A 17,773-nucleotide genomic window follows, 5' to 3' on the forward strand; every position below is an offset into this window, starting at 1 on the left:
TAAATCGCATTCTTTAAACATAAAAAAGACAAAGATTTTATTATCTCTTCTTTCTTATCTTTTAATCGTTTAAGTCTTGGTAGTGAGAGCCACCGGTACAGGGATGTACCGGTGGAGTTTGGGGCGCCCGGGATGGGCGATACCAAACCGTAGCGAAGATGGCGTCTCGGATAAAAGCGCGAGGATTGAAGGGGCGCGCGCTGGCGCCCCTCATCGGTCGCCTGCTACGCAGTTTGTATGTGAATACCGTAGCGGATAGGCGAACGAAACCTTACACCGCCATGGCATAAACGACAGATGGAGTTTTTCACTGCGCGAGCCATAAAAACTATAATCCCCCAGTCGTAAACGTTCTTCTCATACTTCCCCGCGCCTGTCGCAATGTATCAGTGCTCACTTGGAACGGTGGGAACGGCAGCTTCAGATCGTGCTGCTGGAAGCCAGCCAAGATCAACTGATGGATCTCATGACGCAGTGGCATACGGTGCGCCATTTCAGCGGCATAAATACGCAGCTCGAAAATCTGGATCCCTTGCTGTATATCCACCAGATAAGCCTCTGGCGCAGGTGTATCGAGCACTAGCGAGCATTTTGATGCTGCTTCAAGCAGAACGTCTGTAACCTCTTGGCTACTGGCTGTTGCCTCGGCAGGCACAGTTAGCACTACGCGGGTGACGGCATCGCTTAGCGACCAGTTGATAAACTGCTCGGTGATGAAAGCCTTGTTGGGCACAATGATCTCTTTGCGGTCCCAATCTGAAATCGTGGTGGCGCGCGTATTGATTTTGGTCACGGATCCTGTGAGATCGCGGATGGTCACGGTATCACCGATGCGGATCGGTTTTTCAAACAGGATGATCAAGCCGGAGGCAAAGTTAGCAACGATCTCCTGTAAACCGAAGCCCAAACCCAAGGTCAGCGCGGCGACCAACCATTGTAATTTTGCCCACTCAATGCCCAGCATTGAGAAACCAATCAGGCCGCCAATCAACAACAACAGGTATTTGGTGATGGTGGTAATGGCGTATCCGGTACCTGGCGTTAGATCAAGATGTTGCAGCAACCCAAGCTCCAGCAGCGCGGGCAGATTCTTGACGAGCTGCACCGTGACGATCATGACTAATATCGCGATCAGCACTGCCCCGAGCGTAATAGGCTGCAGGCTTTCAACCCCCTGCGATGAGCTGGTTACATCCCACAGACGAATGTTTTCCAAAAACGCGAAGGCTGAATGCAGTTCAGACCACAGCCAGATCAGCGAGACCAGCGCAATCATGGTAAGAATCGAACGAACCAAACGAAGCGATTGAGCGCTGATAGCGTCGAGATCGACCACTGGCTCTTCAATGTCCTGACTTCCTTCAACACTGTGCGGAGTCGAGTCCTCTTCACCCTTGGTACGCTTTTCTAAACGCTCTGCGCGGCGCTGTTTGGCTCGCTCAAAGGCAATACGGCGGCGCTGAATCAACATCCAACGGCGAATGATGTAATACACCACCAGCAAGATGAACCAGATGGCCACTGAGCTCTCTAAACGCGCTAATAAAATTTGCGCCGTGTTGAAGTAGCCCAGCAGGGAAGCGAAAGCGGCTACCAGCGGTGCACACAGCAAAATCCACCATAGCGCGTGGTTGATCAGGTTTTCGCCGTCGCCCTGTTTGTTGAGGTAAAGCGGAATTCCTGCCCGCTTCAGGCTGGTGGTTAGTAGGCTGAGCGCCACACACAGCATGATGAAACAGGCGCGCCCCAGCGAGCCTGCAAAGGCGCGATCGTCGAGATTATCGAAGGTGACAAGCGCCATCAGCAGCGGCACGATTAACCAAATTGACATGAGGTAGTAGCGCATTGCGCGCTTAACCTGTTGTTCTTCCCAACGGAAATGCGCAATGAACAACCCGTTTGGATGAGCAAATGCGGCGCTGATCATAAATGCCCACAGCACTGGCAGCGCGGCCGTTACGCCATCACCAATAGCAACGGCCATCGGGTAGGGCCATGCATTTTGTAATCCATAACCTAACGCCGCCCACAGCACCGGCAGCGGCAACGCCACGAGAATTGACCAGAACACCGTGCGCAGCGTGAGCGAAATATGGTCTTGGGTCACCTTACCGACCTTGCTGCTGGCGCGCTCCATAAAGGCCTGATAATGGCGGCGAGAATAAAAACTGAAGCCAACCAGTAGCAGGGCACCAAACAGCGGCAACAGCGTTTCTTTGGTGGTGATCATCATGAGAAACGCTTGGCTAAGCTGAGAAAGCGTATCCAGCGACAGCAGGCGGTTGAGGCTCTGAATCACGTCGAGCGGTGCACTCACGCTGAGAGGATCAACGTCCGCCGCCCAGAAAAGATAGCGGTGGGTGGCGTCTTTAATTTCGGTCAGCGCATCAATAAGCTGGGTGTTGGCGACTTTAAGCTTGGTTAATTCTAGGATTTGCGAATCACAGCCGGAAAGCAGTGAGTTCAGTAACTCGCGCTGTGTTTTAAGCTGGGGCTGTAACAACCGCTGCTGCGAAGCCGTTAAAGGCTTACCATCGTTTTGCTTATAGTCGGCGGCTGGTTCAATTTTGTTGAGCAGGTTTTCAAAGGATAAACGCTGCACACGTAGTTTGGCCATATCGCCATCGAGCTGCTGCGGTTTAGGCATATCAGGCAAGCGTGCAACCTGTGCACGTAGCGTTTCCCCCAACGCGGTGGAAACTCCTAGCCATTGGGCCTGTTCACGAATGGTGCTTAGAGCCTGACGTACCTGAATGGTTTGCGCTGCGGCGGTTCGCTGTTGGTTGGCAATATCATCCATGCGCGCCGCTTGCTCATTTAATGCGCGAGACAGTTCCTGGTTGATTTTCAGCTGTTCGGAAATTGATTTGGGCAAATCCCCGCTTTGTTCAACTAATTGCTGAGTTCGTTCTAAGGCTTGTTCGGCTTCACGTTGCCGTTGAGTATTCAGCGAGTTACGTAAATCCTGTAACTGAAGATCGAGGCGCTCATGGCGCTTGCGGAGTACATCTGCCTGTAAACGTGCCAATTCCTGACGGTTATTGGCAGAAAGCTGTTCCAACTCTAATTCGTCGACCAACGCTTTACGCGCTGCGACCTCGGCCTGTAGCTGGTTTGATTGCGCTTGCGCCAAAGGGGTACTGGTGACGACCAGATTTTGCAGACGGCGTTCGGCCTCGGTTAAGTCCTTGCGGGCAGTGGCCTGCTTGAGAGGAACCTGACTTAACGAATCACTGATGGCACGCGAACGGTCAAGTTCTTGCTGTAGCTGGCGTGAAACTTCGAGTAATTGGCTGCTAATTTGCAGAATTTGTTGTTCTGCGTCGCTAGCCGGTATGGATGCCGCGGGCAGCGGAGGAGTGCTTTCATCGCTGAGCTGCTGGCGGAGTTCGCGCGTGAGTTTGGGGAAATCGCTGATGGATTTCTGATATTGCTGAGTACGTTGAGCAGACTCTTTACTCTCATTGATCCAGTTAAGTGCGCTCTGAAGCGCCTCAACCAGTTCAGCCTGATTGGGGGTATTTTTATTGGATTCGGCTTGTTTGAGTTCTTGGGCGAGCTGTTGCTCATTCAGTGCGGCGTTCGCACTAAGTGGAAGGGATAACATCAGTAACCCGGTTATCAACAATTTGGTAATCAGGCGCATAACTCTTCCTTTCTTTTTACGAACGTTTCTCGGATTAATTCTTTATACCCGTCATACTTCAAGTGGCATCTTTGTTGGCTTTCCTCGCTCACCCCAGCCATTTACTTATGTAAACTCCTAGGGATTCACTGCGTCGCCGCCTCAATGCGACTTGAATTATTTTGGGTATATAAACTAAAGAATAAAGGCGGGAAAGATGGCAAGCCCACATCAATTGTGGCTTGCCACTACGCGTTTTACTCTGCGGCAGGTGTTTCGGTCTGCTCTCTGGTGTCTTCGACGATCACGGTTTCTACTGGTGCAACGGCATTAACGCTGTGAGCAAATTCAGCCCCCATGAGCGTTTTGGCTCCGCTGGCTAGGGTGGCGGTAAATTCGATACGGTTGGCGGCAAACAGGTTGATAACCGTAGAGCCAAGTTTGAAGCGACCCATTTCTTCGCCTTTTTTCAGCACTACTGCGCCTTCATTACCCGCTGTTGGATAAGTCCAACGCTGAATAATGCCTTCGCGAGTCACGTTAACCGTACCAGACCAAACGGTCTCGATGCTGCCGACAATGGTTGCGCCAACTAAAATCTGCGCCATTGGGCCGAAATCTGTGTCAAAAATGCAAATTAGACGCTCGTTGCGTGCGAACAGATTAGGAACGTTAGCGGCGGTAAGCGGATTTACTGAGAACAGATCGCCAGGAACGTAGATCATTTCACGCAAAACGCCGTTACAAGGCATATGCACACGGTGGTAATCACGTGGCGACAGGTAGGTCGTGGCAAAATGACCATCTTTGAACTCTTCGGCTAACAAATAGTTGCCCGCTAACAGGGCTTCTAAAGAGTAGTCATGGCCTTTGGCCTGCAAGATTTTACCCTGTTCGATTTTGCCTAATTGGCTGATTGCGCCATCGGCAGGTAAAACCAGCCCGTCTGCGTGGTCGGCGACCGGACGCACACCGCTGCGCAGTGGGCGAACAAAGAATTCATTAAATGTTTTGTAGTGCTCAGGGTTCGGATAGAGCGCTTCTTTCATATTTACTTTGTAATAGGCAACGAAAGCTTTGATAACCGCTTGAGTCAGCCATCCAGCCTTTTTGTTCGCGCCCCAACCAGCAAGACGAGTCAGGCCTTGTTTAGGCAGTAAATATTGAAGTTTAATTTTAATGCTATCGAGCACGTTAGCCTCTTCCAATGGGTCAGTTTCCGAGGGACGCTGAAATAAAAATCTGCGCCGTCGGAATAAATTCTCAATAAATTGGTCTGCTTTTTAACACTTCGCATGCTGATTTTCCACCTTCCAAAGCGTGGTGGATAACATGCCACTAAAGCAAAACCGTGATGCTTTTGCGGTGACTTAGGTCACATTGAGGCCGCACCAGATAGGCACGCCCGTATATATTATCAATATTTGAGGCCGCATCGCGAGAGATGTACTAACGTGATACGACCACAATTATTTGATAAATCATTCAATAATCAGAAAATTCTAATCTTCATTAAAGAAATTTTTACGCGTTTTTACCTGCGACATACTTTCTAAAATGCGGTGATAGTTATCATAGCGCTCTTCGGCAATTTCGCCGTTTTCTGCGGCTTCACGCAGCGCACAGCCCGGATCGTTGTCGTGCTTGCAGTCGCGGAATTTGCAGCCACCGAGGTATTTACGGAATTCAATGAAGCCCAACGTAACCTGCTCTGGATCGAGATGCCATAGGCCAAACTCGCGGATCCCTGGGGAGTCGATAATATCACCACCCTGTGGGAAGTGATAAAGACGTGCCGCCGTGGTGGTGTGCTGACCTAAGCCTGAGTTATCAGAAACTGCACCGACCAAGATAGGGTTGAGTTCTGGCAGTAGGGCATTGAGCAGGCTCGATTTTCCCACGCCGGACTGGCCGGCAAAAATACTGATGCGATCGGTGAGCGCATTCTGTAGTTCAGCGATACCTTCCTGCGAGTGGCTCGATACCATCAGTACGCGATAGCCAATATGGCGATAGATATCCATCGCTTCTTCGACAAATTTACGGCCTTCTTCATCCAGCAAATCGATTTTGTTGAGCACAATCAATGGCTCAATTTCCAACGTTTCACAGGCGACCAGATAACGGTCGATAATATTCAGCGACAGCTCGGGCAAAATGGCCGACACAATAACGATTTGGTCGATGTTGGCGGCAATCGGTTTTAGGCCGTCATAGAAATCAGGACGAGTTAGCATTGAGGTGCGTTCATGCACGGCTTCCACAATGCCTTTTACGCCCGGCTGTGCGCCAGAACGCCACACCACGCGATCGCCGGTAACCAGTGAACGAATGGTTCGACGGATATTACAGCGATGCTGAGTGCCATCGGCGGCTTCAACGTCGGCATGTTTGCCGAACCGGCTGACAACAATCCCTTCTTGTGGCTCGCCAAACAGGGAGTCATCCAGTTCTGGTCTATTATCAGTTTTGGTCAGGCGACGCTGATGGTTTGCCTGAACACGGCGTTGTTGGCCTTTCGATAGTTTGTTCTTACTCACTGCGCCTCACTCATTTGTTTGAACGAACTCGACGTTAGTTTGATGCAGCGCCAGGCTCGGCGGGCATACAAACCCATATCAAAAACGAATCTGAAGTTGACGACCATCGCTCGTTGTCGCCAAAAAGACTATGATACACGCTATTGATGAAGAAGAAGAGCCGAGGCCGCAATGAGTGGAAGTGAAACAAATTTAATCTGGATCGATTTAGAAATGACGGGGCTCGATCCCGAAGTCGATCGCATCATTGAGATTGCGACGTTGGTGACCGATGCCAATTTGAATATTCTGGCGGAAGGGCCGGTGATTGCGGTACACCAATCGGATGAGCAGCTGGCGCTGATGGATGAGTGGAACGTGCGCACCCATACCGGCAGCGGCTTAGTTGATCGTGTCAAAGCCAGCACTATCGATGACGCAACCGCGGCGCAGAAAACCATTGAGTTCCTACAGCAGTGGGTGCCTGAGGGCGTTTCTCCAATCTGCGGTAATAGCGTTGGGCAGGATCGTCGCTTCCTGTTCCGATATATGCCTGAGTTGGAAAAGTATTTCCACTACCGCTATCTGGACGTGAGTACGCTAAAAGAATTGGCGCGTCGCTGGAAACCAGAGATTTTACCTGGTTTTAAAAAGCAGGGCACGCATCAAGCCTTGGATGACATCCGCGAATCCGTAGCCGAGTTGGCTTATTACCGTGAAAACTTTATCAAGCTTTAAGCGTTAGCATTTTGAAGCGTTAATACGCTGCGATGAGGATTTCTAGCGGATCTTCATCGCGGTATTTACGCTGCGAACCACCGATATTTAACGCAATAGTTGTTTTTTATCCGGATGTTGTCGATAATTCGCCCTTGTTGCCGTTTTTATCGGCAAACGAACGAAATTTAAAAAATTTTCTTGTTAGGGGCTTGCAGGGGAAAGAAATTCTCGTATAATGCGCTCCCCGTACCGACACGGAATTACGAGTTCTTCGGATATCGTTTTAATCAGTGTTTGATACGAAAATGCACGACAATGCGGGAATAGCTCAGTTGGTAGAGCACGACCTTGCCAAGGTCGGGGTCGCGAGTTCGAGTCTCGTTTCCCGCTCCAAATTTAGAAGGTCGCTTAGGCGGCTGAAAGTAAAAAAGCAGTACCTATACCAAGTTGCGGGAATAGCTCAGTTGGTAGAGCACGACCTTGCCAAGGTCGGGGTCGCGAGTTCGAGTCTCGTTTCCCGCTCCAATTTCTAACGCCGTTATTACTGACCCAGTAGTAAGGTGTCGATGCTAAAGCGTCAAATGCGGGAATAGCTCAGTTGGTAGAGCACGACCTTGCCAAGGTCGGGGTCGCGAGTTCGAGTCTCGTTTCCCGCTCCAATTTTCTTCTTAAATAATTCTAAATTCAGCGATGCCTCATGTGGGCAGTTTCTCTATTTGTCATAATCAGTATGATTTTCATGAACAGAGTTATCCACAGGCTAGCCAGCATATCTTTCTCATACCTTCCTAGAACCAGCACAAGACCATTAAATTAACTTTTTGATTTAACTGAATTAATTTAATGTTAAAAATGACATATGGATCACTTGCACTTTGTCTTGCTGTTGAATCACAAACTAAATTTATTTTTATGCACAGGCGAAGGGCAACAAAATTTAACGCTGATAAACATGATATTCCCAGTCGGTCATGCGTCTCTCGGTAGGCCTTTCTCAATGGCTCTAATAAGCCGTTTCTGTTGGCTGGTCTGAATTTCTATTACGTTTTCACTACGTTTTTCTTGCTGCTGTTTAACCGCCCATTCGATATGTTCATCTAAAACTTCAGACAATCCCCTTCTTGATTGCAGCAGAGGAATAATCTGTGCGTCGTAGGGAGCATTACCCAAAGCGACGCTAATATTACGCAGCCAGCGTAGATGCCCAATGCGACGAATGGCTGAACCCTCGGTGATTTTTAGGAAAGTCTTTTCATCCCACTGAAACAGCGCGATCAATTCAGGCGTGTGCAGATTTTGGCGCGGGCTAAAATCACCTTCTTCTGTTAGCTGAGAAAAACGATTCCACGGGCAGATCATCTGGCAGTCATCACATCCATAGATTCTGTTGCCCATCAGCGGCCGGAACTCTTCCGGTATGGCGCTTTCTAGCTCGATGGTGAGATAGGAAATACAGCGGCGGGCATCCACGACATAAGGCTCAACAATTGCGCCGGTTGGACACGTGGTGATACAGGCCACGCAGCGGCCGCATTGCTCGTCTTGGGGCTTATCAATAGGGAGTGGGAGATCGAGTAATAGTTCACCTAAAAAGAACCAGGAACCGGCCTCTTTGTTTAAAATAAGTGAGTGTTTACCAACCCAGCCAATTCCGGCTTTAGCGGCTAGTGGGCGTTCTAAAATGGGGGCGGAGTCCACAAATGGGCGAGAGTTAACGTCTATACCAACGCAATACTCTTGGATCATATCGCCTAAACGCTTAAGTCGATTACGTAGCAGTTTGTGATAATCCCGCCCAAGGGCGTAGCGGCTCACATAGCCTAGCTGTGGATTTTTGAGTGTTTTAGCAAAAGACGCGTTTGCTGGAAGATAGTTCATGCGCACGCTGATAACCCGCAGGGTGCCGGGATGTAATTCGTGCGGTCTGGCTCGCATCATGCCGTGGCGCGCCATCCACTCCATCTCACCGTGATACTGCTTATCCAGCCATGCCTGCAGGCGCGGCTCTTCAACCGAAAGGTCGGTATCACATATTCCAACCTGCTGGAATCCTAGCGATTGCCCCCATTGCTTGATATGTTGGGCTAACTGATTGAGATCGAGGGGGTGTGTCATGACGGGCCATTTTCAGAAACATTTCAACTCCAGTTTACCATATTCTGTTTATCCTGCGGATAACGTCCGTGAGCTTGAGCAGCGAGCGGTATCTGAGCTGGGATTGTCTTTGTATCAGCTAATGGAACGTGCGGGACAGGCGACTTTCCATCGTGCGCGGCAATTTTATCCCACCACTCGCCGCTGGTTAGTGTTGTGCGGTCATGGCAATAATGGTGGTGATGGCTATGTCGTAGCGCGTCTAGCGCGGCAATTAGGCATTCAGGTCACGTTGGTTGCGGTTGAGCATAATGGGCCGTTACCGCCGGAGGCGCAGCAGGCACGGGATGCATGGATACGCACCGGTGGCGAGATTCAGGGCGTTAACACGGAATTTGCTGGTGATATTGAACTGATTATTGATGGCTTGCTCGGCATTGGTTTACGTGCGGCACCGCGTGAGCCGTATGCGTCATTGATTCAAGCGGCAAATCAGCATCCTGCCCCGATACTCTCTCTTGATATTCCCTCTGGTCTGAACGCCGATACCGGCCATGCCGATGGCGCTGTTATTCAGGCGCAGCACACTCAAACGTTTATTGCCTGCAAACCTGGGCAGCTCACCGGATATGCCCGCGATGTGGTCGGCACATTACATTGTGACGAGCTGGGGCTATCTCACTGGCTCAAAAAGCAGAATGCGCCGATTGCGCGACTTGATGCCAGCCTGCTGAATACGTGGCTGCATCCTCGACGCCCTTGTTCGCATAAAGGCGATAATGGTCGTCTCGTGCTGATCGGTGGCGATTACGGTATGGCTGGCGCTATCCGAATGGCGGGTGAGGCCGCGCTGCGTAGCGGTGCTGGGTTAGTGCGAGTACTTACTCACATTGAGCATATTGCGCCATTGCTGACGTCGTGCCCTGAGATGATGGTGCAGGCGTTAACCAAAGCCTCGCTTGAGGCCGCGCTTGATTGGGCTGACGTGATTGTGATTGGCCCCGGCTTAGGTCAAACGGCGTGGGCGCGCCAAGCTGTGCAGCAAGTTCAGCGTTTCGACAAACCGATGCTGTGGGATGCTGATGCGCTGAATTTATTGGCAGAGTCACCGAGCGTGAATCCGCAGCGCATTTTGACACCGCATCCTGGCGAGGCGGCAAGGCTACTAAATTGCAGTGTGGCTGAGATTGAACTAGATAGAATAAAGGCGGTAAAAAAACTTCAGCAAAAATATGGCGGAGTGGTGGTGCTAAAAGGTGCCGGAACGCTGATTGCCAGCGAAAAAAAGGTATCCGTCGCGGACGTGGGGAATCCTGGAATGGGAACCGGCGGGATGGGAGACGTTTTGTCTGGTATTATCGGTGGTTTGCTGGCACAAAAGCTTCCGCTGTATGATGCTGCCTGTTCAGGATGTGTGGTACACGGTGCGGCGGCTGATGAAATTGCGGAAGAGTTTGGTGAGCGAGGCATGTTAGCGACAGATCTTTTTGCCGTTATTCGTCATTATGTGAACCCTAAGATGGCTTAAGAGTCTGACGTATTGCCCTAGCAAACTGTTATCGAACACGCTGATCCTAAAGAAAAACCTTAATAAAGAACCAGTAAGAAATAACTATTATGAAAAACATCGTACTTTCTTTGCCGGATGAAACGGCAACCATCGCATTGGGTACTTCACTGGCGAACGCCTGTGATAGTGCGACCGTTATTTACTTATATGGTGATTTAGGTGCGGGCAAAACCACCTTTAGCCGTGGTTTTTTACAGGCGTTGGGCCATAAGGGCAATGTTAAGAGCCCAACCTACACTTTGGTTGAACCCTATGCGTTAACGCCGATGAACGTCTATCACTTCGATTTATACCGCTTGGCCGATCCTGAAGAACTCGAGTTTATGGGGATCCGCGACTATTTTGATGAGAATGCCATCTGTTTGGTGGAATGGCCGCAGCAGGGTGAAGGCTTTTTACCAAATCCAGATCTGAGCCTGCATATGGCTTATCAGGGCGAGGGCCGAGAAGCGTCGATTGACGCTCATACGCCACATGGCCAGTCGATTTTGGCACGATTGAACGGGCAACAAGGGTAGTCGATGATGCGCATGTGGAAGCGAATCTGTACGGTAACGTGGCTAGGATTGTTAGGGTTGCTGTTCTCTGGCGTGCTCAGTGCGGCGCAGCTGACCAATATTCAGGTTTCAAACGGCAAAAACGAAGCGCGCGTAACGCTGAGCTTTAACGGAACGCCCTCCTATACTTTTTCTTCCCAGCCCAGTTCAAATCGGGTGCTGGTTAATATTTCTGAAACTAAAAAAATCACCAGCGGCCTGCCTATGACGTTCAGCGGTGAGAATATGCTGAGCCAAATTCGGGCGGGGAGTATTGCGGGTGATAATAACGTTCAACTGATTTTTGATGTGACGCGTAAAGCCAAGGTGAGTGCCTCTAATCAAGGGCAGATGGTTGTTTTTACGCTGAAATATGATGCCCCTGTCGCGGCGCCCAAACCGGTGTTTAATCAACCGCGTACGACCTCTCATAGTTCGACGAGAAGCGTAGCGCCGGCCCCTGCGCCATCAAACGGTGGAAACCCGTTTAATCCAACTAAGCCAACGGTGGTCACCACCACTGAAACGCCAGCCGTTCCTGTTTCGCGCCGTAGTTCGCGATCTGATGGTTCGCAGGTGGTGGTGGCGATCGATGCCGGACACGGTGGGCAAGATCCCGGCGCGATTGGCGGTAATGGTCTGCGCGAGAAGAACGTAACGTTAGCTATTGCTAAGCGTTTACAGAATTTAATGGATGACGACCCGATGTTTAAGCCGGTATTAACCCGCACCGGCGATTATTTTATTTCTGTCATGGGGCGTTCCGATGTGGCGCGTAAGCAACAGGCCAATCTGTTGATTTCAATTCATGCGGATGCGGCACCAAATCGCAGTGCGACAGGTTCATCTGTATGGGTGTTGTCAAACCGTCGTGCTAACAGTGAAATGGCGGGATGGCTGGAGCAACACGAGAAACAGTCAGAGTTGCTGGGTGGTGCGGGTGATGTGTTAGCTAATAGCGGCGACGATAAATACCTTAGCCAAGCGGTTCTCGATCTGCAATTCGGCCATTCCCAGCGCGTTGGTTATGACGTCGCGGTGCAGGTGATTCGTCAGATGCAGTCCATTGGTAATCTGCATAAACGTCGCCCTGAACACGCAAGTCTAGGCGTTCTACGCTCGCCGGATATTCCGTCTCTGCTGGTAGAAACGGGCTTTATTAGTAATGCTGGCGAAGAACGCTTGCTGGGCAGCGCTGCCTATCAAGAGAAAATCGCGCAGGCTATTTATAAGGGGGTGCGGAGCTATTTCCTTTCGCATCCGTTGCAAAATGGCCCAAAGGTCGAAAACCGGCCGCAGAGCTTCGTGTCGGCCGGTAGCTCTAGCAAAACACCAATAGCAAGCCGTGGCGCGAGTGAGAGCAGTTTCTCAGCGAGCAGCGTGAGTTCTGGCGCGACGCAGATCCACGTGGTGAAGCGTGGGGAAACCTTGCTGGGCATAGCTAATCGCTACGGAACGACCATGACCAAGCTGATGCAGCAAAATAGCCTGAAGAAAGAAGGCGTTTGGGTTGGGCAAAAGCTGAAAGTCCCCGCGGGGAATCGCGTAGCCGCTACAGCAGTATCCCCGTCGTCGAACAAAACAGCGGTGAGCAAAACGGCAAGCGCCAAAGCCAAGCGTGTGACTCATACGGTAAAACGTGGCGATACGTTGACAAAAATCGCCGCTAGCTATGGTGTGAGCATGAGCAAAATCCAGCAGGCTAATAAGATGAAATCAGGTGAAGTCCAGATTGGACAAACGCTGGTGATCCCACAGGCGTAAGCTTTGATTCCACTCTTTGTTATTTAAGGTTCTCTAACCAAGGAAAACGTATGCCGATTCAGGTTTTACCTCCGCAGCTTGCCAACCAAATCGCCGCGGGCGAAGTGGTGGAGCGCCCTGCATCGGTGGTTAAAGAGCTGGTGGAGAACAGTTTAGATGCGGGAGCCACGCGGATCGATATTGAGATCGAACGCGGCGGCGCCAAGCTGATCCGCATCCGAGATAACGGCTGTGGGATTAACAAAGACGAATTGGCCTTGGCGTTAGCGCGCCATGCCACGAGTAAAATTACCTCACTTGACGATCTTGAGGCCATCATGAGCCTCGGATTTCGTGGTGAAGCGCTGGCGAGCGTCAGTTCGGTCTCGCGCTTAACCATGACGTCGCGTACCGCCGAGCAAAGCGAAGCATGGCAGGCCTACGCCGAAGGGCGTGATATGGCGGTAACGGTGAAACCTGCCGCTCATCCGATAGGCACAACCGTTGAAGTCTTGGATTTGTTCTACAACACGCCAGCACGGCGCAAATTTATGCGTACCGAGAAGACGGAGTTTGGCCATATTGACGAAGTGGTGCGCCGCATTGCTTTGGCTCGATTTGACGTAACGATTCAACTGCATCACAACGGTAAAATGATGCGCCAATACCGTGCGGTCAAAGAGGATGGGCAAAAAGAGCGCCGTCTAGGATCGATCTGCGGTACTGCATTTATTCAGCATGCGCTGGAAATAAAATGGGAGCACGGTGATTTAGCCATTCATGGCTGGGTTGCCGATCCGGTGGGTTCGCGTCAGCTAACCGAGATGCAGTACAGCTATGTTAATGGCCGTATGATGCGCGATAAATTGATTACCCATGCTATCCGCCAAGCCTATCAAGATCAGCTGAAAGATGACCAGCAACCAGCCTATGTTCTCTATTTGACCGTTGACCCGCATCAGGTTGACGTCAACGTGCATCCAGCCAAGCATGAAGTGCGTTTTCATCAGGCGCGTTTAGTGCATGATTTTATCTATCAGGCGGTGATTTCGGTATTGCAACAGGCCGAACAGCCCTCTTTGCCCGAGGTGGTGGCTGAAGCGGAAGAAACGCCGCGTTGGGAGCCGGAAAACCGCGTCGCGGCAGGCGTTAACCAGTTTAGTAAAACCCCGATGCGTGAACCCTCACCGGCATACGGAAAATCAACCTCGCACGGTTCTGCTTCTGAGAAGCGAGCACCGAGTGAAAATCGTCACTTTTCTGCGGGTGACGGCTATCAAAAACAGGAAGGGCAGCTATACCAGCGTTTGATGCAGGTGCCGGAAAAACGGATGCCTCAGCCGCAGGTGGTGCAACAGCAAGACGTTCTCTCTGCGGAAAATAGCCGTAAGAAAGAGATGTTCCCGCAGCCTGCTTGCGCGACGTTGCAACACGGTGAGAATAGTTTTGGACGCGTTCTGACGATCTGTGAGCGCCATTATGCGCTGCTAGAACGCCAGCACGGCGTGGCCTTATTAAATTTAAACGTCGCTGAAATCGAGCTGCGTCAGGTGCAGCTATTACCAAGTGCAGAAGGTTTACGCCCACAGCCGCTGTTGATTCCGGTTAAGCTCACGCTCAGTACCGAAGAAATCAAAGGCGCGCAAAGCGGCGCGGAAACGTTAAAGAATCTGGGCATTGATCTTATCTTGGAGCGTCAGCGAGCCACGTTACGGGCCGTACCGCTGCCGTTACGTCACCAGAATCTACCGCAGCTTATCCCTGCATTTCTTGCCTTCTTAGCGGCCACGCCAGAGGCGGAATCAGCGGTGATAAGTAAATGGCTAGCCGGTCAATTAGTGACAGAGCGTGAACAATGGAGCGTTTCCCAAGCCATCCAATTGTTAGCCGAGGTTGAACGGCTTTGCCCTGTGCTGGTAAAGTCGCCGCCTTCTGCGCTATTGCAGCCCGTAGATTTAACGCCAGCGCTGGTTTCGTTACAGTCCCATTGATTAAGAGCTGAATAAAATATTTTATGATTAACGCCAATAATTCTCTTCCTCCCGCCATTTTTATTATGGGGCCGACGGCGTCTGGGAAAACGGCCCTTGCCATGTCGTTGCGCCAGCGCTTTCCAGTTGAACTTATTAGCGTTGATTCTGCTCTAATCTACCGTGGAATGGATATTGGTACAGCGAAACCAACGGCTGAAGAACTCGCTCAGGCTCCGCACCGGCTGATCGATATCCGTGATCCGGCGGAAAGTTACTCTGCGGCAGATTTTCGCGCCGATGCACTGCGTGAAATGGCGGCTATTACCGCTGAAGGGAAAATCCCCCTCCTAGTCGGTGGAACCATGCTTTACTTTAAAGCATTGCTGGAAGGGCTTTCGCCTTTACCTGCTGCGGATCCAGAGGTTAGAGCCCAGATAGAAAAACAGGCACAAGAGCTGGGTTGGGAGGCGTTACATCGTCAGTTACAGCAGGTTGATCCTGTTTCTGCGGCTAGGATTCATCCAAATGATCCACAGAGACTGAGTCGCGCACTGGAAGTTTTTCTTATTTCGGGTAAAACTTTAACTGAACTGACTAAAATTTCAGGCGAAACGCTACCCTACAATGTGCAACAGTTTGCGATTGCACCTGCAACGCGTGAGCAGTTACACCAGCGAATTGCCCTGCGTTTTGAGCAGATGATGGCCGCGGGTTTTGAAGCTGAAGCCAGAGCCTTGTTCGAACGTGGTGATTTGCACACAGACTTACCTTCTGTGCGCTGCGTGGGCTACCGCCAGATGTGGTCATATCTGGAGGGCGAAATAGACTACGATGAAATGGTTTACCGTGGAATTTGTGCAACACGCCAGTTGGCAAAACGTCAGATGACTTGGTTGCGCGGTTGGGAGTCTGTGCATTGGTTAGATAGTGATGAACCGTTGCAGGCTCTGGAAAGTGTGGCACATGTTGTTCGTGCATCGCTTGATTGATTGTGTACAATTGAGGTGATTGGGCCGTAATTAGGCCGATGGGTACTTGAATCAGGGAGATTCATGCACCATATACTCATTATGTTTCACGTTGCAGACGCATGGTCTGTGTTTGTTCGCCGTAATTACATAGTTACCTGTGAATAACAGGGCTATCTATGCTTCTGGGGGCTCACGAACATACGGTCTGTTGCTGGGATTATTTTGAGTAAAGTACTCAGTGCGCAAATTTTTACGCAGTTTATTTTGATTGGAGTCGTTGGACTCTTAGTAACATACAACAAACAACTAGCAAATAAGGAAAAGATAGAATGGCTAAGGGGCAATCTTTACAAGACCCGTTCCTGAACGCACTGCGTCGCGAACGAGTCCCAGTTTCGATCTATTTGGTGAATGGTATTAAGCTGCAAGGCCAGATTGAGTCTTTCGATCAGTTTGTCATTCTGTTGAAAAACACAGTTAGCCAGATGGTTTATAAGCACGCAATTTCTACCGTTGTTCCGTCTCGTCCGGTTTCTCATCATAGCAATAATCCGGGAACTGGCGGCAGCAGCAACTACCACGGTAGCAATCAGGCGTCTTCACCGTCGTCTCAGGACAGCGATGACGCTGAATAAGCCGCATCGTTCGTTATCTCAGTCGGAGGGTGTTAATGATCGTTTGTCATTGATGCTCTCCGTTCTCATCGGTCCTATCCGCTTGAGAGGTTTTACGTTTGTTTGACCGTTACGAAGCCGGCGAGCAGGCCGTATTGGTTCACGTCTATTTCTCCCAAGAAAGAGATATTGAAGATCTCAGAGAGTTTGAGTCCTTAGTCTCCTCCGCGGGCGTAGAAGCATTACGCGTTGTTACCGGCAGCCGCAAGGCCCCGCATCCAAAGTATTTTGTTGGCGAAGGCAAAGCCGAAGAAATCGCCCAGGCGGTTCAAGAAACCGGTGCCTCCGTCGTTCTTTTTGATCACGCATTATCCGCAGCCCAAGAACGCAATCTGGAAAAATTATGCCAGTGCCGCGTGATTGATCGCACGGGTCTGATCCTCGACATTTTTGCTCAGCGTGCACGTACCCATGAAGGTAAGTTGCAGGTTGAACTCGCTCAGCTACGCCATTTAGCTACGCGCTTAGTGCGTGGCTGGACTCACCTTGAACGTCAAAAAGGTGGGATCGGCTTACGTGGTCCGGGCGAAACCCAGCTTGAAACAGACCGTCGTTTGCTGCGCGATCGCATTAGCCTGATTTTGTCTCGTCTTGAACGCGTTGAAAAACAGCGCGACCAAGGTCGCCGTGCGCGTAGCCGTGCGGATGTTCCAACGGTGTCACTGGTGGGTTACACCAACGCCGGAAAATCAACGCTGTTTAACCACATAACCAAAGCAGATGTGTATGCTGCTGACCAACTGTTTGCTACGCTTGATCCGACGCTACGTCGTATTGACGTGGTTGATGTTGGCACCACCGTTCTCGCCGATACAGTTGGGTTTATTCGCCATCTGCCCCACGATTTGGTGGCTGCGTTTAAGGCAACGCTGCAAGAAACCCGTCAGGCATCACTTTTATTGCACATAATTGATGCATCTGATGCTCGTGTTGATGAGAATATTGATGCAGTGAATACTGTATTAGCAGAAATTGAAGCAGATGAAATTCCTGTACTGCTTGTGATGAACAAAATTGATATGCTGGATGAGTTCGAACCGCGTATCGATCGGAACGATGAGAATTTACCTATTCGGGTTTGGGTTTCTGCGCAAACCGGGGTGGGAATTGATTTATTGTTCCAAGCGTTAACAGAGCGCTTGAGCGGAGAAATTGCAAGCTACGAGCTGCGATTGCCGCCTGAGGCAGGACGTTTACGTAGCCGTTTTTACCAGCTTCAGGCAATAGAGAAAGAGTGGATTGAGGAAGATGGCAGTATTGGATTACATATCCGGCTCCCAATTGTGGAGTGGCATCGACTTTGTAAACGTGAACAAGAATTACTAAAGTATATTATTTAGTAACACTT

At 50.5% G+C, this 17,773-nt stretch carries 12 protein-coding genes and 3 tRNA genes; 11 read left to right on the top strand and 4 right to left on the bottom strand.

The window, feature by feature from the left end:
- Nucleotides 1-328: 328 nt before the first annotated feature.
- The 3 genes from mscM to rsgA all read right to left on the bottom strand — a co-directional run bounded on the left by mscM (nt 329) and on the right by rsgA (nt 6,165).
- Complete coding sequence (gene mscM / locus CPY98_RS02315; protein ID WP_043490661.1) at nt 329-3,646, bottom strand: miniconductance mechanosensitive channel MscM; 3,318 nt, start codon at nt 3,644-3,646, stop codon at nt 329-331.
- 236 nt (nt 3,647-3,882) lie between these two features.
- Nucleotides 3,883-4,818, bottom strand: coding sequence for an archaetidylserine decarboxylase (gene asd, locus CPY98_RS02320; RefSeq protein WP_096388705.1), 936 nt, complete (start codon nt 4,816-4,818; stop codon nt 3,883-3,885).
- A gap of 309 nt (nt 4,819-5,127) precedes the next feature.
- Complete coding sequence (gene rsgA / locus CPY98_RS02325) at nt 5,128-6,165, bottom strand: small ribosomal subunit biogenesis GTPase RsgA (protein ID WP_025798742.1); 1,038 nt, start codon at nt 6,163-6,165, stop codon at nt 5,128-5,130.
- Between the two features lie 171 nt (nt 6,166-6,336).
- Here rsgA and orn point away from each other — a divergent pair, with 171 nt between their 5' ends.
- From orn to CPY98_RS02345, 4 genes are all read left to right on the top strand, one after another.
- Nucleotides 6,337-6,882 carry an oligoribonuclease gene (orn, locus tag CPY98_RS02330; RefSeq protein ID WP_096386204.1) on the top strand — a complete coding sequence of 182 codons (546 nt, stop codon included), beginning with the start codon at nt 6,337-6,339 and terminating at the stop codon, nt 6,880-6,882.
- Between the two features lie 299 nt (nt 6,883-7,181).
- Nucleotides 7,182-7,257: transfer RNA gene (locus CPY98_RS02335), tRNA-Gly, on the top strand.
- A 56-nt stretch (nt 7,258-7,313) separates the two neighbouring features.
- Nucleotides 7,314-7,389: transfer RNA gene (locus CPY98_RS02340), tRNA-Gly, on the top strand.
- Between the two features lie 58 nt (nt 7,390-7,447).
- Nucleotides 7,448-7,523, top strand: a tRNA-Gly gene (locus CPY98_RS02345).
- Nucleotides 7,524-7,833: 310 nt separating this feature from the next.
- Here the strand turns inward: CPY98_RS02345 and queG are convergent.
- Nucleotides 7,834-8,979, bottom strand: coding sequence for a tRNA epoxyqueuosine(34) reductase QueG (gene queG, locus CPY98_RS02350; RefSeq protein WP_025798746.1), 1,146 nt, complete (start codon nt 8,977-8,979; stop codon nt 7,834-7,836).
- Between queG and nnr the strand changes: the two genes are divergently transcribed.
- The 7 genes from nnr (at nt 8,978) to hflX (ending at nt 17,765) form a co-directional block, all read left to right on the top strand.
- The gene (nnr, locus tag CPY98_RS02355; RefSeq protein WP_096386207.1) at nt 8,978-10,486 is read left to right on the top strand and encodes a bifunctional ADP-dependent NAD(P)H-hydrate dehydratase/NAD(P)H-hydrate epimerase; all 1,509 of its coding nucleotides are present in this window, start codon (nt 8,978-8,980) and stop codon (nt 10,484-10,486) included. The genes queG and nnr overlap by 2 nt on opposite strands.
- Before the next feature lie 89 nt (nt 10,487-10,575).
- The gene (gene tsaE, locus CPY98_RS02360) at nt 10,576-11,046 is read left to right on the top strand and encodes a tRNA (adenosine(37)-N6)-threonylcarbamoyltransferase complex ATPase subunit type 1 TsaE (protein ID WP_025798750.1); all 471 of its coding nucleotides are present in this window, start codon (nt 10,576-10,578) and stop codon (nt 11,044-11,046) included.
- Nucleotides 11,047-11,049: 3 nt separating this feature from the next.
- A complete protein-coding gene (amiB, locus tag CPY98_RS02365; RefSeq protein WP_096386209.1) occupies nt 11,050-12,828 on the top strand; it encodes an N-acetylmuramoyl-L-alanine amidase AmiB in 1,779 nt (592 codons plus the stop codon).
- Nucleotides 12,829-12,878: 50 nt separating this feature from the next.
- Nucleotides 12,879-14,798 (top strand): DNA mismatch repair endonuclease MutL, encoded by a 1,920-nt coding sequence (gene mutL / locus CPY98_RS02370; protein WP_096386212.1) that lies wholly within the window; start codon nt 12,879-12,881, stop codon nt 14,796-14,798.
- A gap of 23 nt (nt 14,799-14,821) precedes the next feature.
- Nucleotides 14,822-15,769, top strand: coding sequence for a tRNA (adenosine(37)-N6)-dimethylallyltransferase MiaA (gene miaA / locus CPY98_RS02375; RefSeq protein WP_046449779.1), 948 nt, complete (start codon nt 14,822-14,824; stop codon nt 15,767-15,769).
- A 311-nt stretch (nt 15,770-16,080) separates the two neighbouring features.
- Nucleotides 16,081-16,386, top strand: a complete 306-nt coding sequence (hfq, locus tag CPY98_RS02380; protein WP_025798759.1) for an RNA chaperone Hfq — start codon at nt 16,081-16,083, stop codon at nt 16,384-16,386.
- A gap of 98 nt (nt 16,387-16,484) precedes the next feature.
- Nucleotides 16,485-17,765: a ribosome rescue GTPase HflX gene (gene hflX, locus CPY98_RS02385; RefSeq protein WP_025798761.1), complete on the top strand. Its 1,281-nt coding sequence runs from the start codon at nt 16,485-16,487 to the stop codon at nt 17,763-17,765.
- The last annotated feature ends 8 nt before the right edge of the window (nt 17,766-17,773 follow it).

The sequence above is a fragment of the Hafnia sp. CBA7124 genome, assembly GCF_002355555.1.
Taxonomy (GTDB): Bacteria; Pseudomonadota; Gammaproteobacteria; order Enterobacterales; family Enterobacteriaceae; genus Hafnia; species Hafnia alvei.